Source organism: Cellulomonas endometrii, from assembly GCF_949769265.1.
Lineage (GTDB): Bacteria > Actinomycetota > Actinomycetes > Actinomycetales > Cellulomonadaceae > Cellulomonas > Cellulomonas endometrii.
This window is the reverse complement of sequence record NZ_CATKPC010000001.1, coordinates 290,920-316,040: the sequence shown is the minus strand read 5'-3', so window position 1 is coordinate 316,040 and position 25,121 is coordinate 290,920. Positions and strand designations below refer to the sequence as shown.

The following is a 25,121-nucleotide window of genomic DNA, read 5'->3' as shown; positions in this document are numbered from 1 at the left end:
GGTCAGCCGGCATCCGTCCGCGCCGGGGACGGCGGCCGGTCGTCGATCCGCATCCGGGCGAGCGCTCCCGGTCCGGCGACCGCTCCGAGCGCGATGACGCCCGCGAACACCCCGCACACCAGCGGCCAGGACGCCGCCCCGTACAACGCCCCGGCGGCGACCGAGCCCACGGCAGCGCCTGCGAGGCCGGCGTTGCCGATCGCGCTCATCCCGCGTCCCGCGCGGCTCCCGCTGACCTGCGCGACCGCGGCCTCGTGGATCGGTGTCGCGGCCGCCCAGGCGACGCCGGTCAGAATCCACAGCGCGGCGATCACAGCGGGCGCGGGCGCGAACGCGAGGCCCGCGGCGCAGAGGGCCGACCCGAGCGCGGACGTCGCATAGACCTGACGGCGTCCGCGGCGCGCGGTGAGCCGGTGGAGCGGGCGGGGGAGGACGGTCAGGGCGATGCCGGCAGGGATCTGGACCAGGGCGATCTGGTAGACCTCGAGCCCTTCGGCCTGCAGGTGCAGCAGCAGGAGGAGCCCGATACCGGCCTCGGCGACCGCCATCAGCGCGACGACCCCGAGCAGCGGCGCCAGACGACGGACGGCGCGATGATCCGAGGCGGCGGGTCCGCCCGCGGCCCGCGCGACCCGGGGCGCCCTCAGCAGCGCCGCAGCCGCCAGGCAGCAGGTCGCACCGAGGGCCCCGAACACTCCGCGGTACCCGATCGCCGGAAGCAGCACGAGGGCCGGGACCCAGAAGAACCACGACGCGAGGGCGACGGAGGAGAACAGCCCCGCGAAGGCACCGCTGTCGTGCTCCAGTCGCTCCGCGGTGATCGCACGGACCGCGACCCAGAGCAGCGCCCCGCCGACCCCGCCCGCCACTGCTGCGGCGTACGCGACCCCGAGCCCCGGAGCGAGCGCGTACCCGAGGCACGCGACTGCGGAGAGGACGGCGCCGGATGCGGCCACTCGGGTCCGCTCCTGCGTGTCCACCCACCGCCCAGCCACGGGCCGGGCGAGGAACGAGCACACGAGCTCGAGCGCGACGAGCGCGCCGACCTGTGCGGACGTCCCACCGAGCTCCGCCCCGGCCCAGAGCGGCAGCAGGAAGTCCAGGACGTCGGCCGATCCGCCCACCAGGGCGGCACCCAGGACCGATCCACGGGCGCGCGTCCAGGTCACGAGGGCACGCTAGCGGCGCCGGGGGCTCACGAGGACGACTTCGGCTCCGACGGACGCATTGAGCGCCCACCGGCGCAGTGTCCACCCCACCCTGCCGCTCCGCGCGCCGACGTCAGGCGATCGTCAGCGCTTCCCGTAGCGCGCCGACATGGTCAGCGCCGCCTCCTCGACCGCACGGGCGACCGCGTCGGCCCCGGGGTCCCAGTCGAGCAGGAACATCCGCGGCCACAGCACGAAGTTCGAGATCATGCCCATCATGTGGGTGGCCGCCATGGTGGGGTCCTCGACCCTCAGCGTCCCCGCCCGCGCGGCGGCCTCGAGGTAGCGGCGCACCTCCTCGAAGAACGGCAGCTTGCCGAGGTCGAACTGCCGGCGGCCGAGCTCCGGCGATGACGGCGCCTCGCTGATGACGAGCCGGAACAGGTCGGCCATCCCCGGCCGGCTCAGCAGCTCCGCGTACACCGTCCCGAGCGCTCGGATGCCCGCCTCCGGGTCGGCGGGATCGAGGTCTGCGGTGAGCTGCGTCCGGGGCGTCCACACGTCGTCGACGATGGCGTCGAACAGCGAGTCCTTGGTGGGGAACTGCTTGAACAGCGTGGACGTCGACACCTGCGCGGCCGTGGCGACCTGCGCGAGGGAGGTGCGCGCGAACCCCTGCGTCCCGAAGAGCGTGGTGGCGGCGGCGAGGATCGCGGCCCGCTTGTCGGCGGCGACGCGCTGGTGGAACGACGACATACCCGGCACGGGCGCCAGCCTACCGGGTCGCGAGTCGCTTGACTCGCCTCACGTGGCGGTGCACGCTTCATGAGGCGAGTCGGCCGACTCGCGGCACGTGGAGGGAACCAGCATGGGAACGCGCTACAGCGAGGACGTCGTCCTCGTCACCGGAGCCACGGGCGGGATGGGTTCGTCCCACGTCCGCGGCTACCACGCCGACGGCGCACGCGTCGTGATCGCGGGCCGCCGCGACGACGCGGGGGAGGCCCTGGCCGACGAGCTCGGAGCGCGCGCCGCGTTCGTCCACCTCGACGTCACCGAGCCCGACAACTGGTCGCGCGCGGTCGACGCGGCCGAGGCGGAGTTCGGGCCGATCTCCGTCCTGGTGAACAACGCCGGCCTGCAGACGCCACCGGCGCCGATCGAGCACACCGACCCCGCCGACTGGTCGCGCGCGCTCGCGGTCAACGCCACCGGTGCCTTCCTCGGGATCCGGGCGGTGGCGCCGTCGCTCCGCCGTGCCGGAGGCGGCTCGATCGTCAACATCGTCTCGACGATGGCCCACGTCGGCACCGCCCTGTTCGCGCCCTACACCGCCGCCAAGTGGGCGGTCCGAGGGCTGACCCGCACCGCCGCGCTGGAGCTCGGCCGTGACCGCATCCGGGTGAACGCGGTGCACCCGGGCGTGGTGTCCACGCCGTTCGTCCACGCACCCGTCCCCGGGTCCGACATCGCGATCGCCGACGCCTACTCGCCGGACGTCTTCGCCGTCCCGCGCCTGGGCGAGCCGCACGAGGTGACCGCCATGCTGCTGTGGCTGACGTCCCGCGAGGCCGCCTTCGTCACCGGCGCCGAGTTCGTGGTCGACGGCGGACTGCTCCTCGGACCCGCACTGCCGGCAGGGGAGAGCTCCGGTGGCTGACCGCGCCGCCGTCACGGCAGCCCTGTCCCTCGACCGGTCGTCGAGCGCCGCGGCACGCACGATCGACCTCACCACGACCGGCGCCCGGTCCGGGCGCCCGCGCAGGATCGAGATCTGGTTCTACCGGGCCGGCGACGAGCTGTACCTCAGCACCGCGCCCGCGCGGCGCGACTGGTACGCCAACATCCTCGCCGACCCGAGGATCGTCGTGCACCTGAAGAACGGCGTGCGGGCCGACCTGCCGGCCACGGGCGTCGCCATCACCGACCCGGCTGAGCGCGCACGGGTGCTCCGCGAGATCGTCGACGAGCTCCGGCACCCGGACAACCGCGGCGGCGTGCAGGACGTCATCGGATCGGCAGACGACTGGATCGCCGGGAGCCCGCTGGTGCGCATCGACCTGGACGACCCGTCGCTGCTGCCTGGGGGTCGGTCGCTGCAGCCGGGGGACCGGCCCCTCTAGAGTCGGCGGGATGGATATCGCGTCGATGATCATGGGCGCCGCGATCGCGTCGGTCGCGTGGATCGCCCTGGTGCCGTGGTCGCGTCTGAAGCGTCCCGAGCAGCAGCACGACCAGGCCCCCGGGTCGCCGAGCTGAGCCGGTGTCGTGACGCTCATGCGGCCGGGGCGCTAGCGTCGACGTGGTGACCACCGTCGACGAGGCCTACTCCCGGAGGGCGGCGGAGTACGCCGACCTTTTCGGCTCCATGAGGGCGGTGCACCCCTCGGACAGGCAGCTTGTCGAGAGCTGGGCCGACACGGTGGATGGCCGCATCCTCGACGCCGGATGCGGCCCGGGCCACTGGACGAACCACCTCGCGCGTCGAGGGAAAGCCGTCCGCGGGATCGACCTCGTGCCGGCCTTCATCGAGCGCGCCCGATCGAGCTACCCCGATGTTCCGTTCGCCGTAGCGAGCATCGACCGGATCGACGAGCCCACCGCGTCGCTCGGCGGGATCCTGTCCTGGTACTCGACCATCCACCACACCCCGGGTCGCATCGCGGTGCCGCTCGCCGAGTTCGCACGCACGATCCGCCCCGGGGGCGCGCTTCTCGTCGGATATTTCGACGGCGGCGCGTCGATCGAGGAGTTCGACCACGCGGTAGCGCCGGCGTACCGATGGCCGATGCGCACGCTGCACGAGGTGTTGCGGCGCCACGGATTCGACGTGGTGGAGTCGCACCGCAGGACCGGATGCGACTCTCGGCCGCACGGAGCCGTCATCTGCCGGCGAGGCGACGCGTGAACGCGTGGGCAGGAATCCAGGGTGTGCCGGGGGCAAGATCGACGGACACCTTCCGGGAGGTACCTCCCCAGGGCACCGACTGCAACCCGTCCTCATCCAGGAACGTCGTGAGCGAGACGAGCAGGAGACCGGAGCCGGCGCCCGACATGTGCTCACCGTTGATCGGGGCCACGGCCGTCGTCGCCGCCAGGTCGGCGCCGTGCCGCGAGCTCAGTCCCTGAGGAACAGCCAGGCCGCGGCGAACCACCACGCCACCAGGACGACGGGTACCGCCCACGGGGTCCACGCAGGCGCGGACCGGTCGGCACCCCCGCCGCGGTGACGTTGGACCCGACGCGCCGCGAGGGTCACGACGAACGGCACCACCCCGGTCACGACGACGATCAAGGTCAGCAGGACGTAGTCGCTCGGCGGTGCCTCCGGCAGCATGCCGCCGACGCTAGCGGACCGTCTGCACGGAGCGAGCCGTCGGCGGGGGAGTGCCGACCTCCTCGACGCCGTGGTCACCGCAGGGGGTCGTGGTCACGCTGGCGTGCTCGATCCGCGTGACGAGGAACCAGCGGATGTCGCTGCGCAGGCGGCACCAGCCGATCAGGTACCACCGGCCACCCCTGGAGCCGAACATGACCGGCTCGACGTCACGAGTCGACGCACTGCCGTCGCCCGCGACGTACCGGATCCGCACGACGCGCTGCTCGGCCATCGCCTCCTCGAGCGCGGATCGGACCGCGCGCGACGACGACCGGGGCGCGTCCACCCACACGCGGCTCGCGAGCTCGTCCGCCTTCGTCCGGGTGGCGGGGTCCAGGACGTCCACGATCTTCCGGACGCCCGCCGAGGCGAGATCCGCGTACGGGGCCTCGGGGGCGGCGGAGACGGCCGCGAGCAGGGCGACCGCCTGCGCGGGAGACAGGCTGATCGGCGGGAGGCTCGCCCGAGCGGCGAGACCGTACCCGCCACCGGGCCCCGGGCGCGACCAGATCGGCGCACCGGCGCTCTCGAGGGCCGCGAGGTCCCGCTTCACCGTCCGCACCGACACCCCGAACTCCGCAGCCAAACGCTCGGCGGTGCACCCGCGGGATCCGTGACGGCGCAGCATCTCGGACAGCGCGTGCAGCCGCTCTGCCCGCCTCACGGCCGGCCTCCGGAATTCATGTCACAAATGGTGACACACCGCTGTCCTGCGGGCTTGCGAGCATCGCCGCATGACAAGTACGACGAGCACGACGAGCGAACCGACCATCCTCCTCATCGCCGGCCACTGGCTGGGGGCGTGGGCCTGGGACGAGGTGGTGGAGCACATGACAGCCGCCGGCAGGCGCGCGGTCCCGATGACGCTCCCCGGCCTCGACCCGACCGACCCCGAGCGCGCGTCCAGGACGCTGGACGACCAGGCAGCGGCGATCGAGCACGCCATCCACGACGCTGGGGCCGGGCAGCCGGTGGTGATCGTGGCGCACAGCGGAGCGAACGCGCCGGTCAGCCTCGCGCTCGACTGCCACCCCGCGCGCGTGCGCCGCGTGGTCTGGGTCGACAGCGGGCCGGTCGCGCCCGGGACCGTCTTCGCCCCGGACGACCTGGACGAGCTGCCCCTGCCGCCCTTCGAGGTGCTGCGGGAGCAGGCGAGCCTCGACGGGTTGAGCACCGACGACCTCGAGCGCTTCCGCGCGCGAGCAGTCCCGGAGCCGGGCCCGGTGCTGCGCCAGCCGGTGGAGCTGACCGACGACGCCCGCCTGCGGATACCGACCACGCTGGTGTGCTGCTCGATCCCGGGTGCCCAGGTGATGGAGCTGGCCGGCGCCGCCCACCCGATGTTCGCCGAGGTCGCGAAGCTGGAGCACGTCGACGTCGTCGATCTGCCGACCGGCCACTGGCCCATGTGGAGCCGCCCGGAGGACCTGGCCCGCGTCATCGCCACGGCAGCGGGCTCCCAGGTCGGCTGACGGTTGCGCGCGGTTGGTCAGCGGTCGCTCTGACGCGCGCGGTCTCCTCGGCGACGGAGACGACGCGCGTGTTCCGGCTCGTCAGGGGAGTGCCGTCGACGCCGACGGGCACAGCGTGGGCGACCGGGGTGCCGCGTTCGTCGACGAGCGTCGAGTGGGTCTCGCCCTCGGCGAAGGCGTGTCGCTCTCCCCAGTGACGAAGCGCGAGGACGACGGGAAACAGGTCCTCGCCGGCTGCCGTGAGCTCGTAGTGCTTGCGCTTGCCGGGCGGCGCGTCGACCTGGTCGATGAGCCCGGCGGCCGACAGCTTGCGAAGGCGGTCGGTGAGGATGTTGCGCGCGATGCCGGTGCGCTTCTGGAAGTCGGTGAAGGTGCGCGCGCCGGCCATCGCGTCCCGGACGATCAGGATGCTCCACCGGTCGCCGACCAGGTCGGTCGCCCGGGCGACGGGGCACTCCGGGTCGGTCCACCGCGCGCCGCCGCTCGGCTCGGCCATGACACCTCCCAAGAGTTGCGATTCGCAACCATCGTGCCCTACGGTCCGTTGAGTATCGATGTGCAACCATTGTAGAGGTGCCGTGACGCTCAGGACCACGACGCTGCTGGCCGTCATCTGCGCCGTCGCGGTGGCGGCCGTGTACGCGGCTCAGCCCATCCTCACCGACATGGGCCGCGGCCTCGGCGTACCGACCGACGCGCTCGGCTGGCTCGTCGCCGCGGGGCAGGTCGGCTACCTGCTGGGCCTGGTCCTCCTGGTGCCGCTCGGCGACCTCGTCGACCGGAGGCGTCTGATCGCGGTGCACCTGGTGGTGGTCGCGGTCGGGCTGCTGACGGTCGCGGTCGCCCCCGTCGCCTGGGTCGCCTTCGGTGGCCTCGCGTCGGCCGGCCTGTTCGCCGTGGTCGTGCAGACCACCGTCGCCTATGCCGCCGCCGCATCCGCCCCGGGCGAGCGCGGCCGGACCCTCGGTTTCGTGACGTCGGGAGTCGTCATCGGCATCCTCGGCTCCCGGCTGCTCGCCGGGGGAGTGGCGGACCTGTGGGGGTGGCGCAGCGTCTACCTCACCCTGTCGGTGGTGGCCGCGTCGTCGGCAGCGGCCGCACTCCTCCTGCTCCCTGCTGACGTGCGGTCACCCTCGCGGCGGTACGCCGACCTGCTCCGGGAGGCCGGCCGGCTGTTCGTCGACCCGGCGTTCCTGAGCCGAGGACTGATCGCGTTCTTCCTCTTCGCGTCGTTCGGGACGCTGTGGAGCGGGATGGCCTTGCCGCTGTCCGGCGCTCCGTGGCACCTGACCCAGGTGCAGATCGGCCTCTTCGGTCTCGCCGGCCTCGCCGGTGCCCTCGGTGCCAGCCGTGCCGGCCGGCGGGCGGACGCCGGGCAGGCGAACGCGGTCAGCGGCATCGCCCTGGCGGTCCTGCTCGCCTCGTGGATGCTGATCGGGCAGCTGCCCTGGACGCTGACCCTGCTGACGATCGGTGTGGTCGTGCTCGACTTCGCGGTGCAGGCCGTCCACGTCGGCAACCAGCACATCCTCGTGGCCTGGCACGCCGACCGCGTCTCCACGACGATCGGCGCCTACATGGTCTTCTACTCGCTCGGCTCGGCGACCGGCGCGGCGAGCACGACCGCGGTCTACGGCACGGCAGGGTGGGCCGGCTGTGCCATTCTCGGCGCGGTGTTCGCCGGCGCGGGACTGCTCGCCTGGGCACTCGGCGTGCCTGCGGTGCGCGCCGCCCGGACGACCCGCCCCCGAGCGACGCTCGGAGCCTGAGCGTCGAACCCCTCGCTCACGATTGATGACCGCAGATCGTCCCCGAGCCACCGGCCCGTCACCCCACCCAGCAGGAGCACCGGCATGACCACCGTTCGCGGCGACACCACTCGCGGCCTGGGCCACGCACTCACCACCGAGCGCCTCCGGCTGCGGCCGGCCACCGTCGGCGACGTCGACGCCACCTGGACCTTCCGGCAGCTGGAGACCGTCAACGAGTGGCTCACCGGCTGCCCGCCCGACCTCGACGGCTACAGGGCGTTGTTCACCGACCCCGAGCGGCTGGCGACCACCGTCGTCGTCGAGCTGCTCGACGGCCCCGTCATCGGCGACTTCATGCTCCGCCGCGAGGACGCCTGGGCTCAGCTCGAGGTCACCGACCGGGCGGCGGGCACCCAGGCCGAGCTCGGCTGGGTCCTCGACCCCGGCTACAGCGCCCACGGGTTCGCCACTGAAGCGGTCCGCGCGCTCCTGAGCTACTGCTTCGCCACCCTGGGGGTCCGCCGTGTCGTCGCGAGCTGCTTCCTCGACAACGACGCCTCCTGGCGACTCATGGAACGCGTGGGGATGCGTCGGGAGACCCACGCGGTCCGCGACTCCCTGCACCGCTCCGGCCGGTGGCTCGACAGCGTCGTCTACGCGCTGCTCGCCGAGGAGTGGGAGGGCCCGGGAACACCAGGAACACCTGTCGATCAGCGCTGACTCGGGAGTCTGAGGGCCACAGCGCAGTCGTGGGTCGTTCCGGGAGCCTCCTGGGTCTCGCCCTCGAGGCGCTTGACGTGAGGTCGGCGGTGATCCATTGTTCATTGCACGTACTCAATGAACAGGAGGCGCCGTGTACATCTCCGACGGAGTGTGCGTTCGGACGGTCGGGAACGGCTCGATGTGCGTGCCGTGGTCGACTGCCGCGACCATGCTGCTGCTCTTCGCTGCCGTCCTCGCGATCGCTCTCGTGCCGCTCCTCGTCAGCAGCCGGCGCACCCCGACCGCGTCGGGAGCCGCCGCGCGTGCCAACCGCCACGCGACTCTGGGATCGGTCACCGGGGCCACCTTGCTCGTGGCCGTGCTCTGCGGGTTCGCGTTCACCTCGCTGTTCGCTCCGATCGTGGACGACGGCCGCGTCGTGGCGGTCCTCCCTGCTGTGGCGGGCCTGTGTCTGGTGTCGGCGCAGGTGCTCACACAGGTGACGTGGCCGCGCCCGACGGGAGCACTGCGGGAGGCAGACCTGACGCGGCGGAGCCGCGCGGACGTGGTCCCCGTCAGCGCCCACCGGCTCCTGGTCGCCTGGGGTGCCTCCCTGGTGGTGTCGCTCGCGGTGTTCGCGAGGCTGGCGGCCGGGCCGCGCACCGTCGCCGGGGGGACCGGCGTGGAGCGCCTGACCTGGGGTCCCTACCCGGGGCTGTACTACTCCGTCCCGGTAGCGGTGGCCGCGGTGGTCGTCGTCGCCGCAACCGAGCTCGCGCTCCGGCTGGTCGTCTTGCGCCCGGCGGTTCTCGGTGTCTCCAGGGAGTGGGACCTGCACCTGCGGCGCAGGTCGGCTCGGCACCTGGTCGGCGGCGCCCAGCTCGCACTCGCCGTGATGCTGACGGGCATGCTCGTCCTCGCCGGCCTCGGGCACCGATCGGTCGGGCCGGTGACACTCGGTTCGATCCTGCTCACGGCCGCGGCCGTCGTGCCGCTCGCCGCGCTGGCCGCACAGCTGCGCGTCCCGCGCCGCCAGACCTGGCGCGCGTCCGTCCGCTCGGCGACTGAGGCGGCGGCGCCGTGAGGATCTCCGTCGACCTGGCCAGCGGGACACCGCAGTACGAGCAGCTGCGACAGCAGATCGCCGCGCTCGTCGTGTCTGGTGAGCTCACCGAAGGGGACCGGCTCCCGACGGTTCGGGCTCTTGCGACGGATCTCGGCATCGCGGCCGGCACCGTCGCGCGTGCGTACCGCGACCTGGAGGCGGGGGGAGTCGTCACCACGCGGCGCCGGGTCGGCACCGTGGTCACCTCCGCGACACGAGCAGGTGGCCGCACCAGGGACGCCGCGCGTGAGCTCGTGACACTCGCGGCGCGCGAGGGTGTCACAGCACAGGAGCTTCTCGACCTCGTGCGGTCCGAGCTGCTGAAGGTCGCTACGGGCCACAGGGCCGATCCGGCGGTGCGCGCGTGACCTCAGAGGAGCCGGTGCCGCTGCCTGCGGGGGACAGGTCGATCGACGTGTCCCGGCTGGCGCGACGCGACGCGCTCCTGCTCGCGCTGCGGACTGGCGCGAGTCCGCACCCGCATGGGGCGCGCCGACAGGCTCTCCAGGCAACGACGGTCTCGGCCTGGTCCGAGCCCGGCGATGCGGAGCCCGCGTTGCGCGGCAGCGACACCGAACCGGGGGTTGACGAGGAGATCCGAGGCCGGGCGCACCAGGTCGCAGCCCGCGTGGACGGGCACTGAGCGGACCGCGGGTTGCATCAGATGCGGCACCCGGACCGCCACTGGCGCCTCTGCGTATGAAGATCGGTCGCACGCCCTACTCGTCGTGGTGGCGTCCCCTCCGCCTTCGACGTCGAGGAGAGGGCGCCGGCGTCAGGAACTCGCTCAGCGTGCAGGAGGAGTATCGCGACCGTGCCCGCTGCGGTCGGACGGGACCTTCGAACCCAGCGTGGCCTGAGGCGGGAGAACCGGGGCGAAGCCGATCGGTCCGTCACGGCACCGAGACTCAAGCCACCGGGATGGAATGCCGATGCTCTGGGCAAGAGCCCGCGACACACCCCCTGGTGTCGCGGGCTCTGACACGTGCTGAACCAGCTGAGCAGCGAGGTTGCTCGGGTGGATCAGCGGAGCAGAGCTAGGCCTCGCTGCCCTCGACCGACCACGTCGCGACGTCGGCCAGCTGGATGGAGTCGATCGACGCGCCCTCCGGGAGCATGAACAGCTGGCAGTAGTAGCCGATCGACCCCTCGGGTGTCTCCTGGCCGCGCTCCGCGCATGGCAGTTCCTGCGCGCCCCCACCCTGGACGTTGGTGGCGACGATGTCGCCCGCTCGGTCGGCGTCGGCCGTCCACGCCTGCGTCGTCATGTCCGTGACGGCGTCCCAGGAGAAGTCCTCACGCGTGCCGGAGGTGAGGTCGAGGCGGTAACCGACGAACCACGGGACCCCCTCGATCGACGTCCCGAACAGGCCTGTGAGGCCGGAATCCTCCAGAGTGCTCTGCGTGACTGACAGAACGGCGACGCCGACGGCGAGCGGAGCGTCCGCCTCCAGCGGCGCGGTCTCGCCGAGCGCGAGGCCGGCCTCGCCGCCAGAGCAGGCGGTCAGTGCGAGCGCGGCGGTGACCACCGCCGTCAGCACGCGGGCACGGGTGGATTGGTGACGTTCGAGGGCAAGACGCATCCCTCGAACGTACCGGAGCCTCCACGGGGGAGTTTCGTGTGTTCGATGCGCCGGATCTGCCTGCACTGCAGGAGTGGGCTGAGGACTCCGCTGCCGGCCGCACCTGCACGGTGTGGGTCGAGTACGGGGGCAACGGCATCGGCCGCGCGCAGGTCCTCACGAGCCCCGCCTGAGATGCCGCGCCGACAGCCGCGCGCAGACCCTGAGCGCCCGGGGAGGTGTTGAGCAGCGCCGTTGGCGCCTCTGCGTATCACGATCGGCCGTACTCCCTGACGCGTCGCCACCCGCACGGGGTCAGCGCGGCGACGCCGGCGGAGTCGGCGGCGATCGCCTCACACCGGTGCATCGACCTGGTTGCCCGCTCGCTCAGAGCGTGACGGACCCTGCGCAAGGACGCCTACCCGACGGCGCCTCTGCGGACCTCGTGCACAGGCGCGGAGAAGCTCGCACCGGCAGCTTCAGCTCGAAGCGACCGACGGCAGTGGAGCGGTCGCTGCGGACGGCCTCTACGACGCGGCCGACTGCCGCACCGGCGAACCGCTCGAAGGGACCTACCGCGCCTTCACCTTCGCCACTGATCCGACCACGGGCTCGGCCGAGGTGGTTCAGCTTGCGGCCGTCAGCTTCGCACTCGGGGCTGCTCCGCAGGCGGGGCAGTGGCCCGACCTGGTACCGACGTGCGGGCGCCCCGCTCCCGATGACCTGATCGCCGGACGCTTCGCCGCAGACTTCGACGTCACCCTGCACCCGGACACGAGACTCGACGACGTCCGGGGAGGGCTGCGAGCTCGAGCGACGGTGACCGCGGCCCGCGACGGGAGGCTCGTCGGCATCGTGCCGCAGACACTGCATGCGGTGCTCGTCGACCAGGACGGCACCGTCGTCAGCCAGGTGTACGACCCGACGCGGCAGGACTACGACTCCGGCGCGACGTTCGACCTGGGCGAGGGTGAGTCGTTCTCCGCCGAGGTGTACCAGTGGTTCGCATCCTGCCCGGACAGCGGCAGGTACGAGTCAGTCGCATCCGGGTCGTACGACCTGTACGTCTACAGCGTCATCCTGGCCAGCGACGGTCCCGGAGGATCACCGTCACCGAGGATCGCGGTCGGAGGGCCCTACACCGTCACGTTGCAGTAGGGGCGCGAAGGGCGCCGTCGTGGCAGGTCGGCGACTGCATGTCACGCGTAATGGCACCTCGGCGTCTCACGATCGGTCGTACTCGGGGGCAGTCGACCACCCGCGACCGGCACCGAGCGTCATGCGTCCCGGGTCCTGAGTGTGAGGTGAGCAGCGAGTGTGGTCCAGAGGGTGAACACCGCCATCACGGCGAGCCCTCCCGGGCCGGTCAGGCCGCCGGTGCCGACCGTCGTGTACGAGGCCTGTCCGGCGGTGGTGGGCCAGTAGGTACCGGCGAGATCCCCCACGGTCCCGGGCAGCCCGGGCGCGAGCGCCGGCACGAGCAGCGCCACGGTCACGACGACGGCCAGCGCGCCGGAGGACGATCGCGTGATGGCCCCGAGCGCGACGCCGAGGACGGCGGTGAGGACCAGGTAGCCGGCCGCGCACAGGATCGCCCGGACGCTGCCGGCGTCGGCCAGGTCCGCCGTCGGCAGACCCGCGGCGGCGAGAGCCGCCTGGCTCGCGCCGACACTGCACGCCACGGTGAGCACCGCGGTCGCGAGGGCGACGAGCGCGGTGACGGCCACCTTCGTGGCCAGCAGGACGGCGCGCCGGGGTGCGATCGTCAGGCTCGTGACGATCTGACCCGTGGCGTACTCGCTGGTGAACGTCTGGGCCCCCAGGGTCGCGATGAGGATCTGCCCGACGAGGATGCCCTTGAAGCTGACGCCCACCGGGTCGAAGTATGCGGGCAGGTCGGCCTGCCAGTCGGCCATGAGCCCGCTGATGCCGAGCAGGCTGACCACCACGGTGACCAGGACGGTGCCTGCCGCCAGGAGCCACGTCGTGCGGACGCTGCGGGCCTTGATCCACTCCGAGGCGAGGAGGTCCATGTCAGGCGGCTCTCTTCTGGGTCGATGTCATGGTGAGGAAGACGTCCTCGAGCGAGTCGCGGACCGAGCTCAGCTCGGACAGCTCGATGGCGGCGCCGGCGGCGATGCGACCGACCTGGTCCGTCGTGGTGCCCCGGACGTCGAGCCCGTCGGTGCTCGCCGCGTCGGGTGCGGCGTGCACACCTGCGCGGGAGAGCGCCCGAAGAAGCCCTTGCCGGTCCGGTGTGCGCGCGCGGACGTGCTCGGTGGTGCGATCGGCGATGAACGCGGTCAGGGACTGGTCGGCCAGAAGCCGCCCGTGGTGCACGACCACCAGGTGATCCGCGGTCAGCTCCATCTCACCCATGAGGTGGCTGGAGAACAGGACGGTGCGACCCTCCGCCGCCAGGTCGCGCATGAGCGAGCGCGCCCACCGGATCCCCTCGGGATCGAGGCCGTTCAGCGGCTCGTCGAAGATCACGACCGACGGGTTCCCGATCAGCGCGGTGGCGATCCCCAGCCGCTGCTTCATCCCCAGGGAGAAGTCGCCGGCCGGCCGGTTCCCGACATCACCGAGGCCGACGAGCTCGAGGATCGGAGCCACCCGGGACCGCGCGACGCCTCCGGCACGTGCGACCGCCGCGAGATGGTCCCCGGCCGTACGCCGGGGGTGGACCGCCCGGGCGTCGAGCATCGCGCCGACGACACGCATGGGATGCGGCGTCTCGGCGAGCCGCAGCCCACCGACCGTCGCCGCACCACTGGTCGGCCTGTCCAGGCCGAGGAACATGCGCAACGTCGTGGACTTGCCCGCCCCGTTGGGGCCGAGGAAGCCGGTGACGACGCCCGGTCTGACCGCGAACGACAAGCGGTCGACAGCAGTGAGTCGTCCGTACCGCTTGACCAGGGAGTGAGCCTGCAACAACACCGGATTCGAGGAGTGCACATCGGTAAACTACACCGTGTCGTGTAGATCTGCACTGGGCGGTGTAGCCTCGCCGAAGACCTCAGGGGAGAACGATGGCGACAGAACGAAGCAGGACCGTGCGACAGGGGCAGGCGCACAAGCGCGCGGCCATCCTGACGGCTGCGAAGGAGCTGTTCGTGCAGACGAGCGTGGAGCGCACCAGCATGGATGCGGTCGCTGCGCTCGCCGGGGTGTCGAAGCGGACGGTCTACGACTACTACGGGGACAAGCGAGGCCTGCTGCTCGGCGTCGTGGAGGACGCGGGGGAGAGGGCACTGGCCACGTTGCGCGGGCTGGTCGAGCAACACCTCGACCCTGCACACATCCGAGACCTCGACGATCTCGGGCAGGCCCTCACCGAGCTCGCCACCGCCCTCGGTCGATCTCTGCTGCTGTCGTCGGACTACCTGGCCGCGGTCAGGCTGATCAACGAGAACGAGGCGCTGCTGCCGGAGCTCGAGGACCATCCGCTCGACGTGGCCCACGCGCAGGTCCTCACCGACCGCGTCAGCCACTTCGCCCGCGCCGGCCTGCTCGACGCCGGCGATCCCGGCCTCGCAGCCGCCCACTTCCACGCCCTGACCGCGCTGCGCGTGCTCAACGAGCCGCCCCGCCGACGCACCGAGGAGGCGCACGTCCGCCAGATCATGACCGACGGCGCACGGGCGTTCATCCGCGCCTACGGCGCGCGCGGCGCAGGCGCGTGACCGGCTCACCGGCGGCGAGCGACGCCGACGTCCGCACACACCAGGCCGGGGCGCTCAGGGAGCGCATCTACGTGGCGTTCACGGCCCTGGCCGTGATCATCACGCTCCGGGTCCACGACGCACACCCGTCGACCAACGGGGCGCTGAGCACCCTCGCCGTCGCCGTCGCGTCGACAGTCTGCGCCGTCTACCTCGCCGACCTGCTCAGCCACATGAGCGTGCACGCGCACCTGCCGGCGCACCCCGAGCACCGCCGCATGGTCGCGAGCACCCTGGGCGCCGGCGCGGTGGCGATGCCACCCCTCGGGTGCATCGCGCTGGCAGGAACCGGCATCTACGACACGTCGACCGGACTGCTGCTCGCGATGGTGCTCACCGTGGCGACGTTGACGACCATCGGTGTCATGGCCGTCCGCAGGCTCGACCTGCCCCGGGGGCACCGCATCGTGATCCTCGCAGCGGAGGCACTCATCGGGGTCGTGGTGCTCGCCCTGGGACTGCTCGCTCACCGGTAGCAGCGCGGACGCCCGCGGCGGGGGAGAGGAGCGCAGATCGGCACGCAGCCGGCCACTGGGGCGCGCGCTCCTATCCCACCTGGCCTCGTGACCGACCCAGAACAGCCCGGCTGAACCCGGTCCTGCCGGCGGGCGTCACGCGACCATGACGACGTGCTTGCCCACCGCACCGCCGGCCTCCATGGCCCGGTGGGCGTCGGCGATCTGCGCCAGGGGCCACGACGTGGCGACCACGGGTCGCAGGTGACCCTGCTGCACGTGCTCGGACAAGGCTGCAAGATCGGTGCGCGTCGGGTTGCCGCTGAAGAACCGCACCCGCCGCGACCCGTGCACAGCAGAGGCGACCACGGCGGCGGCAGCAGGGAGGGTGGTGGCGGCGATCGTCACCATGCGACCGCCGGGTGCGACCAGCCGCCGGAACCGTCCGAGCCCGGAGCCGCCGACGGTGTCCAGCACCAGGTCGAACCGTTCCAGGTGCACCGGCAGGGGAGCGCGGTAGTCCAGCACCACGTCGGCCCCGAGATCGCGGACGTGACCGGCAGCCGACCCCCGAGCCACGGCGGTGACGTGTGCGCCCGCTGCGTGGGCGAGCTGGACGGCCACGTAACCGACCCCTCCGGCAGCGCCGCGGACGAGGACGCGGTGGCCCTCTTGCAGCCGGCCGTGCGTGAACAGGGCGGTCATCGAGGTGGTCCCGCCACCCAGCAGCGCGACGGCGCCGGCGTCGTCCAGGAGGTCCGGGACGATCCCGAGCCGGTCCGCGTCCACGACGACGAGCTCCGCGGCAGCACCGAGCGGCGCGAGCGCCGCCAGGGCGGGCAGCACGCCCCACACCCGCTGCCCGCTGCGGAGGTCCGTGACGCCGTCACCCACCGCTTCGACGACACCGGCGAGGTCCATGCCGACGCCGAGCGTCCGCCGCCCCACGGTCGCGAACCGCATGCGGCCGGACCGCAGGTGGACCTCGCCGCCGTTCACGCTCGTGGCGCGCACCCGCACCAGCACCTGGCCAGGACGGGGCACCGGGTCCGGGACCTCCTCGAGCCGGAGCACATCGGGCGGACCAGGGCGGTGGTAACGGGCGGCGAGCACGGGAGAACCTCCAGGTGGGACACGTACGGTGGGATCTCGAACGTACGAGGGCACGGCCCTCGGGAACGGCCACCGTGAGCGATGTGGGAGGAGCCCGCGTGACTTCGTCGCACTTGCTCGACGGCACCCCGGTGCGGCTGCGGGCGGATGCCGAGCGCAACCGCACCGCCATCGTGAGCGCCGCGCGCGCCGTGTTCGCCGAGGCTGGCACGGACGTCCCCATCAGGAGGGTCGCCCGGCGCGCCGGCGTCGCGCCGGCCACCCTCTACCGGCGGTTCCCGACCCGCGAGGACCTGGTCGCGGCAGCCTTCACCGAGCAGCACGCCGCGTGCTCACGGCTGCTCGCCGCCGCCGACAACCACCCCGACGCGTGGGCCGCGCTGCGCGCGGTCGTCCGCCGGTTCTGCGCCGACCAGGTGCGCGACCGAGGGTTCACGGCCCGCGTGGTGCTCAGCGCGTGCTCGGGCGACGCACCACCGGGGACTGCAGGGATGTTCGCCGCCGAGGCCGAGCGGCTGTCGGGGCTCATCCGGCGCGCCCGGGACGTCGGTGCGGTGCGGGCGGACGTCCGCCTCGCGGACCTCGAGCTGCTGGTTGCCGGGAACGCCGGGGTCATCGCAGCGACGCCGGCGGCGTTCGCGGAGGCCGCCTCGCGACGGTACGTCGAGCTGGCGCTGCGCTCGCTGGAGGCATGACGCCGCGCGGGCGCCAGGTCCCGGATCGGGGAGGGCCGAGCCTGCGATCGGCCGCTGCGTGTTCCAGATGCCGCCCTGGTGGCGTGTTCCGTCAGGTGCCATACGCAGACTGCTACTGGCACCTCTGCGTATCACGTTCGGTCATACTCGGTCGCGGCACCTCCGCACCGATCGGTCCAGTTCGCGTGCGTGCTCGCGCAGCGAACCCGTATGCGACGCGGTGGCCGCTGCACCTGGGACCTCCTAGTCTCGTGTGCCGGGGGGCTGATCCCTCCCGTCTGCACCACGGGCGTCGGCCCTCGGACTCGTCCGGTGGCCTCATCGAAGGGGAGCACGTCGATCCGTACCGCGCACTGTCCCACGACCGATAGCTGCCCGAAGGGGTCCCCCCGTACCTGGCGAGTGGTGGTGCGCTCGATCGTTGCGGGCATGGCCTGCGTCACGACCCTGAGTGCCTGCACCGGGGACGAACCCGACCCTGTGCGCTCCACAGAGCCCGCGGCGTGCAGCTTCGTCGACGACGCCACGGTCCGCGAGGCTCTCGGAGACGCGGTCAACGACCCCACCGATGCCACCACCCGGCTCACCGACGCCCCCGACTTGCTGGGCTGTCGATGGACAACCGCGGTCGGGACCGCCCTCACGGTGACCGTCACCCGCACCCAGGACGACGACGCCCCGGCGGCCGCCGCCCGGTGGGCCGAGGGATGCGCGACACCTCAGCCGCTCGACGTCGAGGGCGCTACCGGCAGCATCTGCCAGGACACCGCCTTCGACGCCGCCGGATCGGAGCTCTACGCCACCTGGTCGGGGGACGACCTCACCATGCGGCTCGGTCTCCAGCGGGACGGTGGGGCCGCCCCCGAGGACGCCGCCCGGCTGCGGGCGGTCGCCAGCGACCTGATCGCGAACGTCACACCCGACGCCTACGACGACGCAGAGGCGTCGGTCTAGGCGTCCCGCACCGGCGAGAGGTGACGCTGCACTGAAGCGCGCTACGCATGCGACCCCTCAGTTGCTGATTGGCTCGCCGACTCGTGGGCCCCATCGGCGATAGACGAGATCCCCGACGGCGATGCATCGCTCCGAGCCGAATAGAGCGCGCCGGATCAGTAAACGTGCACGTCAGAGCGATACGCAAACTACTACTGGCACCCCTGCGTATCAGGATGGGTCCTACTCGAGATGTCGAGCGGGCATCCGTTCGCGTGATCAGGGCTCCGTGGCGGCGGCGGCACGTCGAGCCGCAACCTCATCCATGTGCGCCTGTGCCCAGATCCGGAGGGGTCTGACCGTGCGGTGCAGGGACAGCCCCAAGTCGGTCAGCTCGTAGGCGACCGTCACCGGCACGGTCGGGGTCACCGTCCGCGTCACGAGACCGTCCGCTTCCAGGCCGCGCAGTGTTTGGGTCAGCATCTTCTGGCTCACCCCGGCGAGGAGCCGGGACAGCTCGGAGTAGCGCATAGACAGCGGCTCGCCTGTCGGCGCGTCCGGCCCGCCCGCGCTGTCCCCGGCAAGCCCGCACAGGACGAGGGTGACCCACTTGTCGGAGATCCGGTCCAGCAGCTGCCGACTCGGGCAGCCCGCGAGGAACGCGTTGTACTCCACCTTGGCCTGAGCGCGCGCCTTCGCCGCCGTCGTGGTCATCGAGCCTCCGTTGCTGGGTGCGTAACGCACTTGAAGGTGCCTACTTCCCGACGGAGAGCACCTTTGCGAGTGTGGCTCATGGCGCCGCCGCGGCGCCAGACCGACGACAGAAACGGCAGCACCGTGAGCAACACCACCGCACTTCCCGGCGGCACCTGGAACCTGGGGGACCGGACCGTCACCCGCTTCGGCTACGGCGCCATGCAGCTCGCCGGCCCCTGGGTGATGGGACCACCCACTGACCGCGACGCCGCCCTGGCGGTCCTGCGCGAGGCCGCCGCGGCCGGCATCACCCACATCGACACCAGCGACGCCTACGGGCCCCGCGTCACCAACGACCTGATCCGCGAGGCCCTGCACCCGTACGACGACTCGCTCGTCGTGGCGACCAAGGTCGGCGCCGCGCGCGACGCAGAGGGCGGCTGGCCGACCGCGCGCCGCCCCGAGGACCTTCGCCAGCAGGTCACGGCGAACCTCGAGGCACTCGGCGTCGACTCGCTCGACCTCGTGAACATGCGCATGGGCGACGCCACCGGGCCGCAGCCCGGGTCGATCGCCCAAGCGTTCGAGACCCTCGCGCAGCTGCAGCAGGACGGCCTCATCCGCCACCTCGGGGTCAGCAACGTCACGCCCGAGCAGGTCGCCGAGGCCCGCGCCATCGCCCCCGTCGTCAGCGTGCAGAACATGTACAACCTCGCCGTCCGCCACGACGACGACCTGATCGACGACCTGGCGCGCGACAGCATCGCCTACGTCCCGTTCTTCCCGCTCGGCGGGTTCACGCCACTGCAGTCGGACGCCCTCGCACGCGTCGCCGAGCGCACGGGCACCACGTCCATGGGCGTGGCCCTGAGCTGGCTGCTGCGCCGATCGGCGAACATCCTGCTCATCTCGGGAACGAAGTCGGTGGTGCACCTGCGGGAGAACATAGCCGCCGCGGCGATCGAATTGTCTGACCAGGACCTCGCCGACCTGGAAACGATCGGCCGCTGACGCGGTCCCGGCGGCCGACCACGTTCCGCGCGGACGGCCGCCGACGCGTACGGAGGGCGAAGCTGAGATCGGGAGAGTGCGCAGACTCCGTTCTGACATAACGTCCATTATCGGCGTTCGCTCGACGTCCACTGGGGGTTCCCGCGGTGGGCGATGCCGTGCCGGCTGCACCCGTCGCGGGTGACGCCTCACCCGGGCTGCGTCCCTACGTTGCAAGGACGACCGCGCGCAGGCACGGAACTCGCCATCGCGCGCAACGGTCTGCCGGATCAGAACTCATCGCGAGCCCGAACGTCCGTGAAAGCGATCCCGGGTAGGTCGAACCCATGGCTCAGCCAGCAGCGACGACACGCAGTTCCCCTGTGGTGCCAGGACCGGTCCCCCGTACCCGGTGGACCGAGGGTCTTCTGCGCCAGGTCGGTTCGTTCGCGGTCCTGTGGGCGTGGCCGATGGTCAACATGCACAACCGCCACGCGGCGTTCGCCAAGGTGCCGTCGCATGGGCTCGTCGGCGGCGTGATGCCGGCCGCGCCACTCAACAACATCACGATGCTGCAGGACTACGCGCGCCCGGATCAGCGCTTCGTCGCCAGCCCCAACCAGGACGTCATCTACGGGTTCGGCATCCTGTCGCTCGACGACGGCCCGGTCGTGGTCCAGGTCCCGGACTTCGGCGACCGCTTCTGGGTGTACCAGCTCGGTGACCAGCGCACCGACGGATTCGGCGACCTCGGCCAGATGTACGGCTCGAAGCCGGGCCTGTACCTCCTGGCCGGACCGAGGTGGTTGGGGGACGCTCCGGACGGCTTCGAGGGTGTCTTTCGGTCGCCGACCAGCATCGGCTGCCTCATCCCCCGGGTGTTCATGGACGACACCAGCGACGACCGTGAGGCGGTCCGCCCGCTCGTGTCGCAGGTCACCGCGTACCCGTTGAGCGAGTTCACCGGACAGCCGAGGACGACGGACTGGACCGACCTCCCGTCGTTCCCCGCCCCGCCGGCGGACGCCGACGGCGCCGAGGTCCAGTGGGTCGATCCGGAGCGGTTCTTCGACGTCCTGCCCGACGTGCTTCGCGAGGTCGCGCCGCTCGAGGGCGAGGAGGCGATCTACCGTCTGGTGCAGTCCCTGCTCGACTACGCCGGGGACGATCCCGATCGCCGAGCCGCGCTCAGCCAGATCGCCGTCGACACGGCCCGCGATCTCGTCGGCCCGCTGTTCCAGTACAGCAACGAGGGCATCGACGTCGGTCACAGCTGGGGAACCCTCCGGAACGCCGCTCGCTTCGGCACCGACTACACCACTCGGACGGCGGCAGCGAAAGCCAACATCTTCGCCAACCGCCCCGAGGAGTCGACCTACTTCTTCACCGATTTCGACGCGGACGAGAAGCGCCTCTCGGGTAGCAGCTCCTACACCGTCCGGTTCGACGAAGGGCAGCTGCCGCCGGTCCGCGGGTTCTGGTCACTCACTCTCTACGACCGTCATCACTTCTTCGCACCCAACGAGCTGGACCGCTACTCGCTCGGCACGAAGAACAAGGACCTTCGACTGGACGACGACGGATCGCTCACGATCTACGTCCAGCATGAACGGCCCCAGGAGGACCGCTTGTCGAACTGGCTCCCGGCGCCGGAGGCCGAGTTCGAGCTCTTCCTTCGCGCGTACTGGCCCGGCGGCGCGATCGAGGCCGGTGACTGGGCTCCCCCGGCGGTCGAGACCCGCTGAGACGAGTTCGCACATTCCCGCCCGGGCGACCGTCCCACCCCACTGAAGGAGCACGCCGTGGAAAGCGCAGGAGTAGCAGATGCCGGACGCGCGGTCGCTGACCGGGAGCTCGCCGACGCCATCACCACCCCCGACAGGCTCGAGACCAGCCTCGGAACCCTGGAGTTCACCGACGGCGCGCCGAGTAGGGAGACCGTCGCGAAGGTCTACGACAACCTCGACCTGATGCACGGCATCGAGGCATTCTTGAACGCCTACCAGGGTGCGTCGGTGGCGTCGCTGTTCAAGGGCTTCCATGATGCCGGAGTTCCCGACAACACCGCCCTGATCTGGTCGGAGATGATGGACGGCAAGTCCCAGTTCCTGACCGCGAACGCCGACACCGTCTACTTCTGGATCAACCTGGACCTCGGCGACGGACCACTGGTGCTGGAGACACCGCCCATGTCCCCGGGTGTCGTCGACGACATCTGGTGGCACTGGGTGACGGACTTCGGACTGCCGGGCCCCGACCGGGGTGAAGGTGGCCGGTACCTGTTCGTGCCCCCCGACTACGACGGCGAGCTCCCCGAGGGCGGGTTCTTCGTGTGCAGGCTGCGAGCGACCCGCGCGACCGTGCTGGGCCGGTCCTTCCTCCAGGACGACGACCCCGAGCCCACGGTGGCGCTGATCAAGAAGACGCTCAAGGCCTACCCCTACCTCCCCGGCGGCTACGGCACCAGCATCGCCTCGGCTCTCGCCGGCGAGGCGACGCTGCGGCGCACCCCCGAGCACGAACTGGACTGGAGCTTTCTCCGGCCCGCTGAGCCGATAGCGTTCACCGAAGGCAGCGGCAAGGTGATGAGCACCATCCCGCCGAATGACGTCAGCTTCTTCGACATGATCAACGACGTGGTCCAGCACGAACCGGCTGGGTCCCTCGATCCGGAGATCATGGGATCGCTGGCAGCCGTGGGCATCGTCAAGGGCCGGCCGTTCAGCCCCGACGCGCGGATGAAGCGGATCCTGACCGATGCGGCCGCGATCGGAACCGCCACGAGCCGAGCACTGAACTGGAACGCGCGCGAATCGGAGAACTTCTACTACTACCCCGATTCCGCCTGGATGAACATGCTCTTCGCCGGTGGCTACGAGTTCGAGACGCCGCCGCCGGAGGTCAGCGCCGAAGGTGTCGTCACGCCACACGCCCCCACCGGGTATCGCGTTCACAACGCGCGCACCGCGATGTTCTTCTACGCCACGGGGATCACCCCCGCGATGGTCATGAAGCTCACGGGGATCGGGTCGACCTACGTCGGCGCTTTCCGCGACGTGAACGGCGACTACTTCGATGGGAGCACGACCTACAGGGTGACGCTTCCGCCCGACATCCCGGCGGCCAGGTTCTGGTCGCTGACCGTCTACGACAACCAGTCGCGCTCCATGCTGGACACGCCGCAGCGGTTCCCCCGCGCAGGCAGCCAGAGCTATCCGACGCCCGCCGCGATAGTGGACCCCGACGGGTCGACGACCGTGTTCTTCGGCCCGTCCAAGCCGGAGGGAGTGAGCGACGGCAACTGGATCCAGACGGTTCCGGGCAAGGGGTGGTCGACGATCCTGCGTCTCTACAGCCCACTCGAGCCGTTCTTCGCCAAGACCTGGCGCCCGGGTGAGATCGAGCCGGAGGACTAGTGCCCCAGGTGCTCGAGGCGTTCGGGTGGGGACTGCTCGCGCAGTCCTCGCTGCTGGTGGCCGGCGTCATCGTCTGCTGGATCAAGGTCCCCAAGAAGATCATCGGCATCCTGGGCGGGTTCGGCGCCGGCGCGATGATCGCTGCGGTCTCGTTCGACCTGCTCCCGGAAGCGACCGCGCACATCGAGTCCTGGCAGACCGGCCTCTGGATGCTCATCGGCGTCGCTGTCTTCCTCCTGGCCGACGCCTACGTCGACAAGCGCTTCGGCTCCGCCGGCGCGGGCGGTGCGATGGGCATCGTCGTCGGCTCGGTCGTCGACGGCGTTCCGGAGTCCGCGATCCTGGGCATCCAGGTCGGGACCGGCATCACGATCAGTCTCGGCTTCGTCGTCGCCGTGTTCGTCTCGAACGTCCCGCAGGCGATCGCGCCCTCGGCGGACCTCGCGGAGAGCGGTTGGAGCGCCCGCAAGCTCGCCGGCCTGTGGTCCCTCGTAGTCCTCGCGTGCGGGGTCGCCGCGGTCATCGGCTACCTCGGCACCGTCATCACCAGTGACGTCGTCGGCGACCGCGCCGCAGCGATCGCAGCGGGGGGCCTGCTCGCCATGCTGACCAACTCGCTCATGCCGTTCTCGTTCGAGCGTGGCGGAGCGATGGCAGGTGCCGCAACCGCCCTGGGCTTCTGCCTCTCGGTGCTCAGCAGCTGACGGCGCGGCACGGCCACACCCACGAGGCTCACTCGGAGGCCACGTATGAACGCGCCGTCGACCGGATGGTCCACCCGTCTGTACTGGCAGTGGATCCTGAACAACACCGTCGCCTTCGTGGTGGTGCTGACCGCCGTCGGACTGCTGTCGTGGATCGGCACGAACGTGCTCGACCTGTCCTGGGCCGATCGCGGCGGGATCGCGGCGCTGCTCATCGCCACCGCCGGGGCGCTGCTGTTCGGTTACGTGCTCGGGGCCCTGCAGTGGCAGGTCATCCGGCAGCGCACGCCGATCCCACGCCGGCGATGGGTCATGGCGAACGTCGGACCAGCGCTCCTCGGCTGGCTGCTGGTCATCATCCCCGCGGTCACCACCGCGCAGGACTCCGGCACCAGCGTCAACGGCGCCTACCTGCTCGCCGCCAGCCAGACCCTGGCGCTCGGCCCGCTCCTCGGGCTCTCCCAGGCCGCGGCCCTTCGATCACACACCAGCCGCTGGGCCTGGTGGATCCTCGCCAACATCGGCTCCTGGATCATCGTCGACGCCGTCTTCTACCTGCTGTCCTCGTGGCTCGGCAGACCCGACTTCGCCCGCCACGACGGCTCAGTCGCAGAGGTGTACCTGATGCTCATCGCGACCACGCCCCTCACCGGCCGGATGCTGCTCTGGGTACTGGCGCCCCAGGCAGCCCTCGGTCCGGAGCAACGCGTGACGGCGCGCACGTGAACCCCGCGGACAAGTCGAGCGCCCGGCAGCGCCGCCGGCTCATCGCACGCGGCCTGCTGTCCGCGCTCGCCACCGCCGCGGTGATGGTCGCGCTCTACTACCTTCTACCTCTCGGCCGAGTCTCCGACCACTCGATCGTCGCAGCACTCGTCGCGGTCGTCGCCGTGCTGGTCACGATGATCGGGTGGCAGGTCAGAGCCATCCTCGTCTCCAAGGAACCCGCCATCCGAGCGACCCAGTCACTGGCAGCCACGACGCCGACCTACCTGCTCTCGTTCGCCGCCATCTACTACATCCTCAGCCAGACCGATCCGGCGTCCTTCACCGAGGCGCTGTCGCGGACCGACGGGATCTATCTCACCGTCACGATCTTCACCACCGTCGGGTTCGGTGACATATCAGCCCAGTCCGAGACCGCCCGCCTGGTCGTCACCGCGCAGATGCTCCTGAACCTGGTCGTGCTCGGCCTCGGCATCAAGGTGATCCTTGGAGCGGTGACGCGAGCGCGGAGCGGATCGACCGCGACGGGCGGGTGAGCGCCGGACGCAC

30 protein-coding genes are annotated in these 25,121 nt (G+C 71.5%); 20 read left to right on the top strand and 10 right to left on the bottom strand.

Features of this window, described 5'->3' with window-relative positions; genetic code table 11:
* Window positions 1–2: 2 nt before the first annotated feature.
* Both QNH85_RS01520 and QNH85_RS01515 read right to left on the bottom strand, forming a co-directional pair.
* A complete protein-coding gene (locus tag QNH85_RS01520) occupies window positions 3–1,169 on the bottom strand; it encodes an MFS transporter (RefSeq protein ID WP_282944127.1) in 1,167 nt (388 codons plus the stop codon).
* A 123-nt stretch (window positions 1,170–1,292) separates the two neighbouring features.
* Window positions 1,293–1,904: a TetR/AcrR family transcriptional regulator gene (locus tag QNH85_RS01515; RefSeq protein ID WP_282944338.1), complete on the bottom strand. Its 612-nt coding sequence runs from the start codon at window positions 1,902–1,904 to the stop codon at window positions 1,293–1,295.
* A gap of 112 nt (window positions 1,905–2,016) precedes the next feature.
* Between QNH85_RS01515 and QNH85_RS01510 the strand changes: the two genes are divergently transcribed.
* Genes QNH85_RS01510 through QNH85_RS01495 form a run of 4 tightly spaced genes read left to right on the top strand, consistent with a single transcriptional unit; the run spans window position 2,017 to window position 4,056 of the window.
* The gene (locus QNH85_RS01510) at window positions 2,017–2,808 is read left to right on the top strand and encodes an SDR family oxidoreductase (RefSeq protein ID WP_282944126.1); all 792 of its coding nucleotides are present in this window, start codon (window positions 2,017–2,019) and stop codon (window positions 2,806–2,808) included.
* Window positions 2,801–3,271 (top strand): nitroreductase/quinone reductase family protein, encoded by a 471-nt coding sequence (locus QNH85_RS01505; protein WP_282944124.1) that lies wholly within the window; start codon window positions 2,801–2,803, stop codon window positions 3,269–3,271. Before QNH85_RS01510 ends, QNH85_RS01505 begins: the two co-directional genes overlap by 8 nt.
* 10 nt (window positions 3,272–3,281) lie before the next feature.
* Window positions 3,282–3,407 (top strand): hypothetical protein, encoded by a 126-nt coding sequence (locus QNH85_RS01500; protein ID WP_282944123.1) that lies wholly within the window; start codon window positions 3,282–3,284, stop codon window positions 3,405–3,407.
* Window positions 3,408–3,453: 46 nt separating this feature from the next.
* The gene (locus QNH85_RS01495) at window positions 3,454–4,056 is read left to right on the top strand and encodes a class I SAM-dependent methyltransferase (protein ID WP_282944121.1); all 603 of its coding nucleotides are present in this window, start codon (window positions 3,454–3,456) and stop codon (window positions 4,054–4,056) included.
* Window positions 4,057–4,266: 210 nt separating this feature from the next.
* On the opposite strand, the gene QNH85_RS01490 is transcribed toward QNH85_RS01495, so the two are convergent.
* Together QNH85_RS01490 and QNH85_RS01485 are read right to left on the bottom strand one after the other, a co-directional pair.
* Complete coding sequence (locus tag QNH85_RS01490; protein ID WP_282944119.1) at window positions 4,267–4,485, bottom strand: hypothetical protein; 219 nt, start codon at window positions 4,483–4,485, stop codon at window positions 4,267–4,269.
* Between the two features lie 10 nt (window positions 4,486–4,495).
* Window positions 4,496–5,191, bottom strand: a complete 696-nt coding sequence (locus QNH85_RS01485) for a helix-turn-helix transcriptional regulator (protein ID WP_282944118.1) — start codon at window positions 5,189–5,191, stop codon at window positions 4,496–4,498.
* A 70-nt stretch (window positions 5,192–5,261) separates the two neighbouring features.
* Between QNH85_RS01485 and QNH85_RS01480 the strand changes: the two genes are divergently transcribed.
* On the top strand, window positions 5,262–5,999 hold the full coding sequence (locus tag QNH85_RS01480; protein ID WP_282944116.1) for an alpha/beta fold hydrolase: 738 nt from the start codon (window positions 5,262–5,264) through the stop codon (window positions 5,997–5,999).
* Here QNH85_RS01480 and QNH85_RS01475 read toward each other — a convergent pair.
* Window positions 5,965–6,612, bottom strand: coding sequence for a winged helix-turn-helix transcriptional regulator (locus tag QNH85_RS01475; RefSeq protein WP_282944114.1), 648 nt, complete (start codon window positions 6,610–6,612; stop codon window positions 5,965–5,967). The two genes, QNH85_RS01480 and QNH85_RS01475, sit on opposite strands and share 35 nt — an antisense overlap.
* Here QNH85_RS01475 and QNH85_RS01470 point away from each other — a divergent pair.
* The 4 genes from QNH85_RS01470 to QNH85_RS01455 all read left to right on the top strand — a co-directional run bounded on the left by QNH85_RS01470 (window position 6,578) and on the right by QNH85_RS01455 (window position 9,925).
* Complete coding sequence (locus QNH85_RS01470) at window positions 6,578–7,768, top strand: MFS transporter (RefSeq protein ID WP_282944113.1); 1,191 nt, start codon at window positions 6,578–6,580, stop codon at window positions 7,766–7,768. The genes QNH85_RS01475 and QNH85_RS01470 overlap by 35 nt on opposite strands.
* An 84-nt stretch (window positions 7,769–7,852) precedes the next feature.
* The gene (locus QNH85_RS01465) at window positions 7,853–8,470 is read left to right on the top strand and encodes a GNAT family N-acetyltransferase (protein WP_282944112.1); all 618 of its coding nucleotides are present in this window, start codon (window positions 7,853–7,855) and stop codon (window positions 8,468–8,470) included.
* Between the two features lie 133 nt (window positions 8,471–8,603).
* Window positions 8,604–9,536 carry a hypothetical protein gene (locus QNH85_RS01460; protein ID WP_282944110.1) on the top strand — a complete coding sequence of 311 codons (933 nt, stop codon included), beginning with the start codon at window positions 8,604–8,606 and terminating at the stop codon, window positions 9,534–9,536.
* Window positions 9,533–9,925: a GntR family transcriptional regulator gene (locus QNH85_RS01455; protein WP_282944109.1), complete on the top strand. Its 393-nt coding sequence runs from the start codon at window positions 9,533–9,535 to the stop codon at window positions 9,923–9,925. The genes QNH85_RS01460 and QNH85_RS01455 overlap by 4 nt, the downstream gene beginning before the upstream one ends.
* 669 nt (window positions 9,926–10,594) lie before the next feature.
* Here the strand turns inward: QNH85_RS01455 and QNH85_RS01450 are convergent.
* The gene (locus tag QNH85_RS01450; RefSeq protein ID WP_282944108.1) at window positions 10,595–11,098 is read right to left on the bottom strand and encodes a hypothetical protein; all 504 of its coding nucleotides are present in this window, start codon (window positions 11,096–11,098) and stop codon (window positions 10,595–10,597) included.
* Between the two features lie 840 nt (window positions 11,099–11,938).
* Here QNH85_RS01450 and QNH85_RS01445 point away from each other — a divergent pair.
* Window positions 11,939–12,277, top strand: a complete 339-nt coding sequence (locus QNH85_RS01445; RefSeq protein WP_282944107.1) for a hypothetical protein — start codon at window positions 11,939–11,941, stop codon at window positions 12,275–12,277.
* 119 nt (window positions 12,278–12,396) lie between these two features.
* On the opposite strand, the gene QNH85_RS01440 is transcribed toward QNH85_RS01445, so the two are convergent.
* Together QNH85_RS01440 and QNH85_RS01435 are read right to left on the bottom strand one after the other, a co-directional pair.
* On the bottom strand, window positions 12,397–13,152 hold the full coding sequence (locus QNH85_RS01440) for an ABC transporter permease (protein WP_282944106.1): 756 nt from the start codon (window positions 13,150–13,152) through the stop codon (window positions 12,397–12,399).
* A 1-nt stretch (window position 13,153) separates the two neighbouring features.
* The gene (locus tag QNH85_RS01435) at window positions 13,154–14,059 is read right to left on the bottom strand and encodes an ABC transporter ATP-binding protein (protein ID WP_282944105.1); all 906 of its coding nucleotides are present in this window, start codon (window positions 14,057–14,059) and stop codon (window positions 13,154–13,156) included.
* 116 nt (window positions 14,060–14,175) lie between these two features.
* Between QNH85_RS01435 and QNH85_RS01430 the strand changes: the two genes are divergently transcribed.
* Both QNH85_RS01430 and QNH85_RS01425 read left to right on the top strand, forming a co-directional pair.
* A complete protein-coding gene (locus tag QNH85_RS01430) occupies window positions 14,176–14,805 on the top strand; it encodes a TetR/AcrR family transcriptional regulator (protein ID WP_282944104.1) in 630 nt (209 codons plus the stop codon).
* Window positions 14,802–15,320: a hypothetical protein gene (locus tag QNH85_RS01425; RefSeq protein WP_282944103.1), complete on the top strand. Its 519-nt coding sequence runs from the start codon at window positions 14,802–14,804 to the stop codon at window positions 15,318–15,320. Before QNH85_RS01430 ends, QNH85_RS01425 begins: the two co-directional genes overlap by 4 nt.
* Window positions 15,321–15,455: 135 nt before the next feature.
* Here QNH85_RS01425 and QNH85_RS01420 read toward each other — a convergent pair whose 3' ends face one another.
* The gene (locus QNH85_RS01420) at window positions 15,456–16,412 is read right to left on the bottom strand and encodes an NAD(P)-dependent alcohol dehydrogenase (protein WP_282944102.1); all 957 of its coding nucleotides are present in this window, start codon (window positions 16,410–16,412) and stop codon (window positions 15,456–15,458) included.
* A gap of 98 nt (window positions 16,413–16,510) precedes the next feature.
* Here QNH85_RS01420 and QNH85_RS01415 point away from each other — a divergent pair, with 98 nt between their 5' ends.
* The gene (locus tag QNH85_RS01415; RefSeq protein ID WP_282944101.1) at window positions 16,511–17,107 is read left to right on the top strand and encodes a TetR/AcrR family transcriptional regulator; all 597 of its coding nucleotides are present in this window, start codon (window positions 16,511–16,513) and stop codon (window positions 17,105–17,107) included.
* 480 nt (window positions 17,108–17,587) lie between these two features.
* Window positions 17,588–18,061, top strand: coding sequence for a hypothetical protein (locus QNH85_RS01410; protein WP_282944100.1), 474 nt, complete (start codon window positions 17,588–17,590; stop codon window positions 18,059–18,061).
* 258 nt (window positions 18,062–18,319) lie between these two features.
* Here QNH85_RS01410 and QNH85_RS01405 read toward each other — a convergent pair whose 3' ends face one another.
* The gene (locus QNH85_RS01405; RefSeq protein ID WP_282944099.1) at window positions 18,320–18,754 is read right to left on the bottom strand and encodes a winged helix-turn-helix transcriptional regulator; all 435 of its coding nucleotides are present in this window, start codon (window positions 18,752–18,754) and stop codon (window positions 18,320–18,322) included.
* A gap of 123 nt (window positions 18,755–18,877) precedes the next feature.
* Between QNH85_RS01405 and QNH85_RS01400 the strand changes: the two genes are divergently transcribed.
* The 6 genes from QNH85_RS01400 to QNH85_RS01375 all read left to right on the top strand — a co-directional run bounded on the left by QNH85_RS01400 (window position 18,878) and on the right by QNH85_RS01375 (window position 25,108).
* Complete coding sequence (locus QNH85_RS01400) at window positions 18,878–19,747, top strand: oxidoreductase (protein ID WP_428830336.1); 870 nt, start codon at window positions 18,878–18,880, stop codon at window positions 19,745–19,747.
* A 449-nt stretch (window positions 19,748–20,196) separates the two neighbouring features.
* Complete coding sequence (locus QNH85_RS01395; protein ID WP_282944097.1) at window positions 20,197–21,471, top strand: DUF1254 domain-containing protein; 1,275 nt, start codon at window positions 20,197–20,199, stop codon at window positions 21,469–21,471.
* Window positions 21,472–21,528: 57 nt separating this feature from the next.
* Complete coding sequence (locus tag QNH85_RS01390) at window positions 21,529–23,142, top strand: DUF1254 domain-containing protein (RefSeq protein ID WP_282944096.1); 1,614 nt, start codon at window positions 21,529–21,531, stop codon at window positions 23,140–23,142.
* On the top strand, window positions 23,142–23,846 hold the full coding sequence (locus QNH85_RS01385; protein WP_282944095.1) for a ZIP family metal transporter: 705 nt from the start codon (window positions 23,142–23,144) through the stop codon (window positions 23,844–23,846). Before QNH85_RS01390 ends, QNH85_RS01385 begins: the two co-directional genes overlap by 1 nt.
* A gap of 45 nt (window positions 23,847–23,891) precedes the next feature.
* The gene (locus QNH85_RS01380) at window positions 23,892–24,572 is read left to right on the top strand and encodes a hypothetical protein (RefSeq protein ID WP_282944094.1); all 681 of its coding nucleotides are present in this window, start codon (window positions 23,892–23,894) and stop codon (window positions 24,570–24,572) included.
* Window positions 24,569–25,108 (top strand): potassium channel family protein, encoded by a 540-nt coding sequence (locus tag QNH85_RS01375; RefSeq protein ID WP_282944093.1) that lies wholly within the window; start codon window positions 24,569–24,571, stop codon window positions 25,106–25,108. The genes QNH85_RS01380 and QNH85_RS01375 overlap by 4 nt, the downstream gene beginning before the upstream one ends.
* Window positions 25,109–25,121 lie beyond the last annotated feature (13 nt).

Bases quoted from the DNA above. Each gene is read 5' to 3' on its own strand.
- QNH85_RS01515 (WP_282944338.1), bottom strand. From the start codon at position 1,904: ATGTCGTCGTTCCACCAGCGCGTCGCCGCCGACAAGCGGGCCGCGATC.
- QNH85_RS01510 (WP_282944126.1), top strand. From the start codon at position 2,017: ATGGGAACGCGCTACAGCGAGGACGTCGTCCTCGTCACCGGAGCCACG.
- QNH85_RS01500 (WP_282944123.1), top strand. From the start codon at position 3,282: ATGGATATCGCGTCGATGATCATGGGCGCCGCGATCGCGTCGGTCGCG.
- QNH85_RS01490 (WP_282944119.1), bottom strand. From the start codon at position 4,485: ATGCTGCCGGAGGCACCGCCGAGCGACTACGTCCTGCTGACCTTGATC.
- QNH85_RS01480 (WP_282944116.1), top strand. From the start codon at position 5,262: ATGACAAGTACGACGAGCACGACGAGCGAACCGACCATCCTCCTCATC.
- QNH85_RS01475 (WP_282944114.1), bottom strand. From the start codon at position 6,612: ATGACGGCCAGCAGCGTCGTGGTCCTGAGCGTCACGGCACCTCTACAA.
- QNH85_RS01465 (WP_282944112.1), top strand. From the start codon at position 7,853: ATGACCACCGTTCGCGGCGACACCACTCGCGGCCTGGGCCACGCACTC.
- QNH85_RS01440 (WP_282944106.1), bottom strand. From the start codon at position 13,152: ATGGACCTCCTCGCCTCGGAGTGGATCAAGGCCCGCAGCGTCCGCACG.
- QNH85_RS01405 (WP_282944099.1), bottom strand. From the start codon at position 18,754: ATGACCACGACGGCGGCGAAGGCGCGCGCTCAGGCCAAGGTGGAGTAC.
- QNH85_RS01395 (WP_282944097.1), top strand. From the start codon at position 20,197: ATGGTCAACATGCACAACCGCCACGCGGCGTTCGCCAAGGTGCCGTCG.
- QNH85_RS01380 (WP_282944094.1), top strand. From the start codon at position 23,892: ATGAACGCGCCGTCGACCGGATGGTCCACCCGTCTGTACTGGCAGTGG.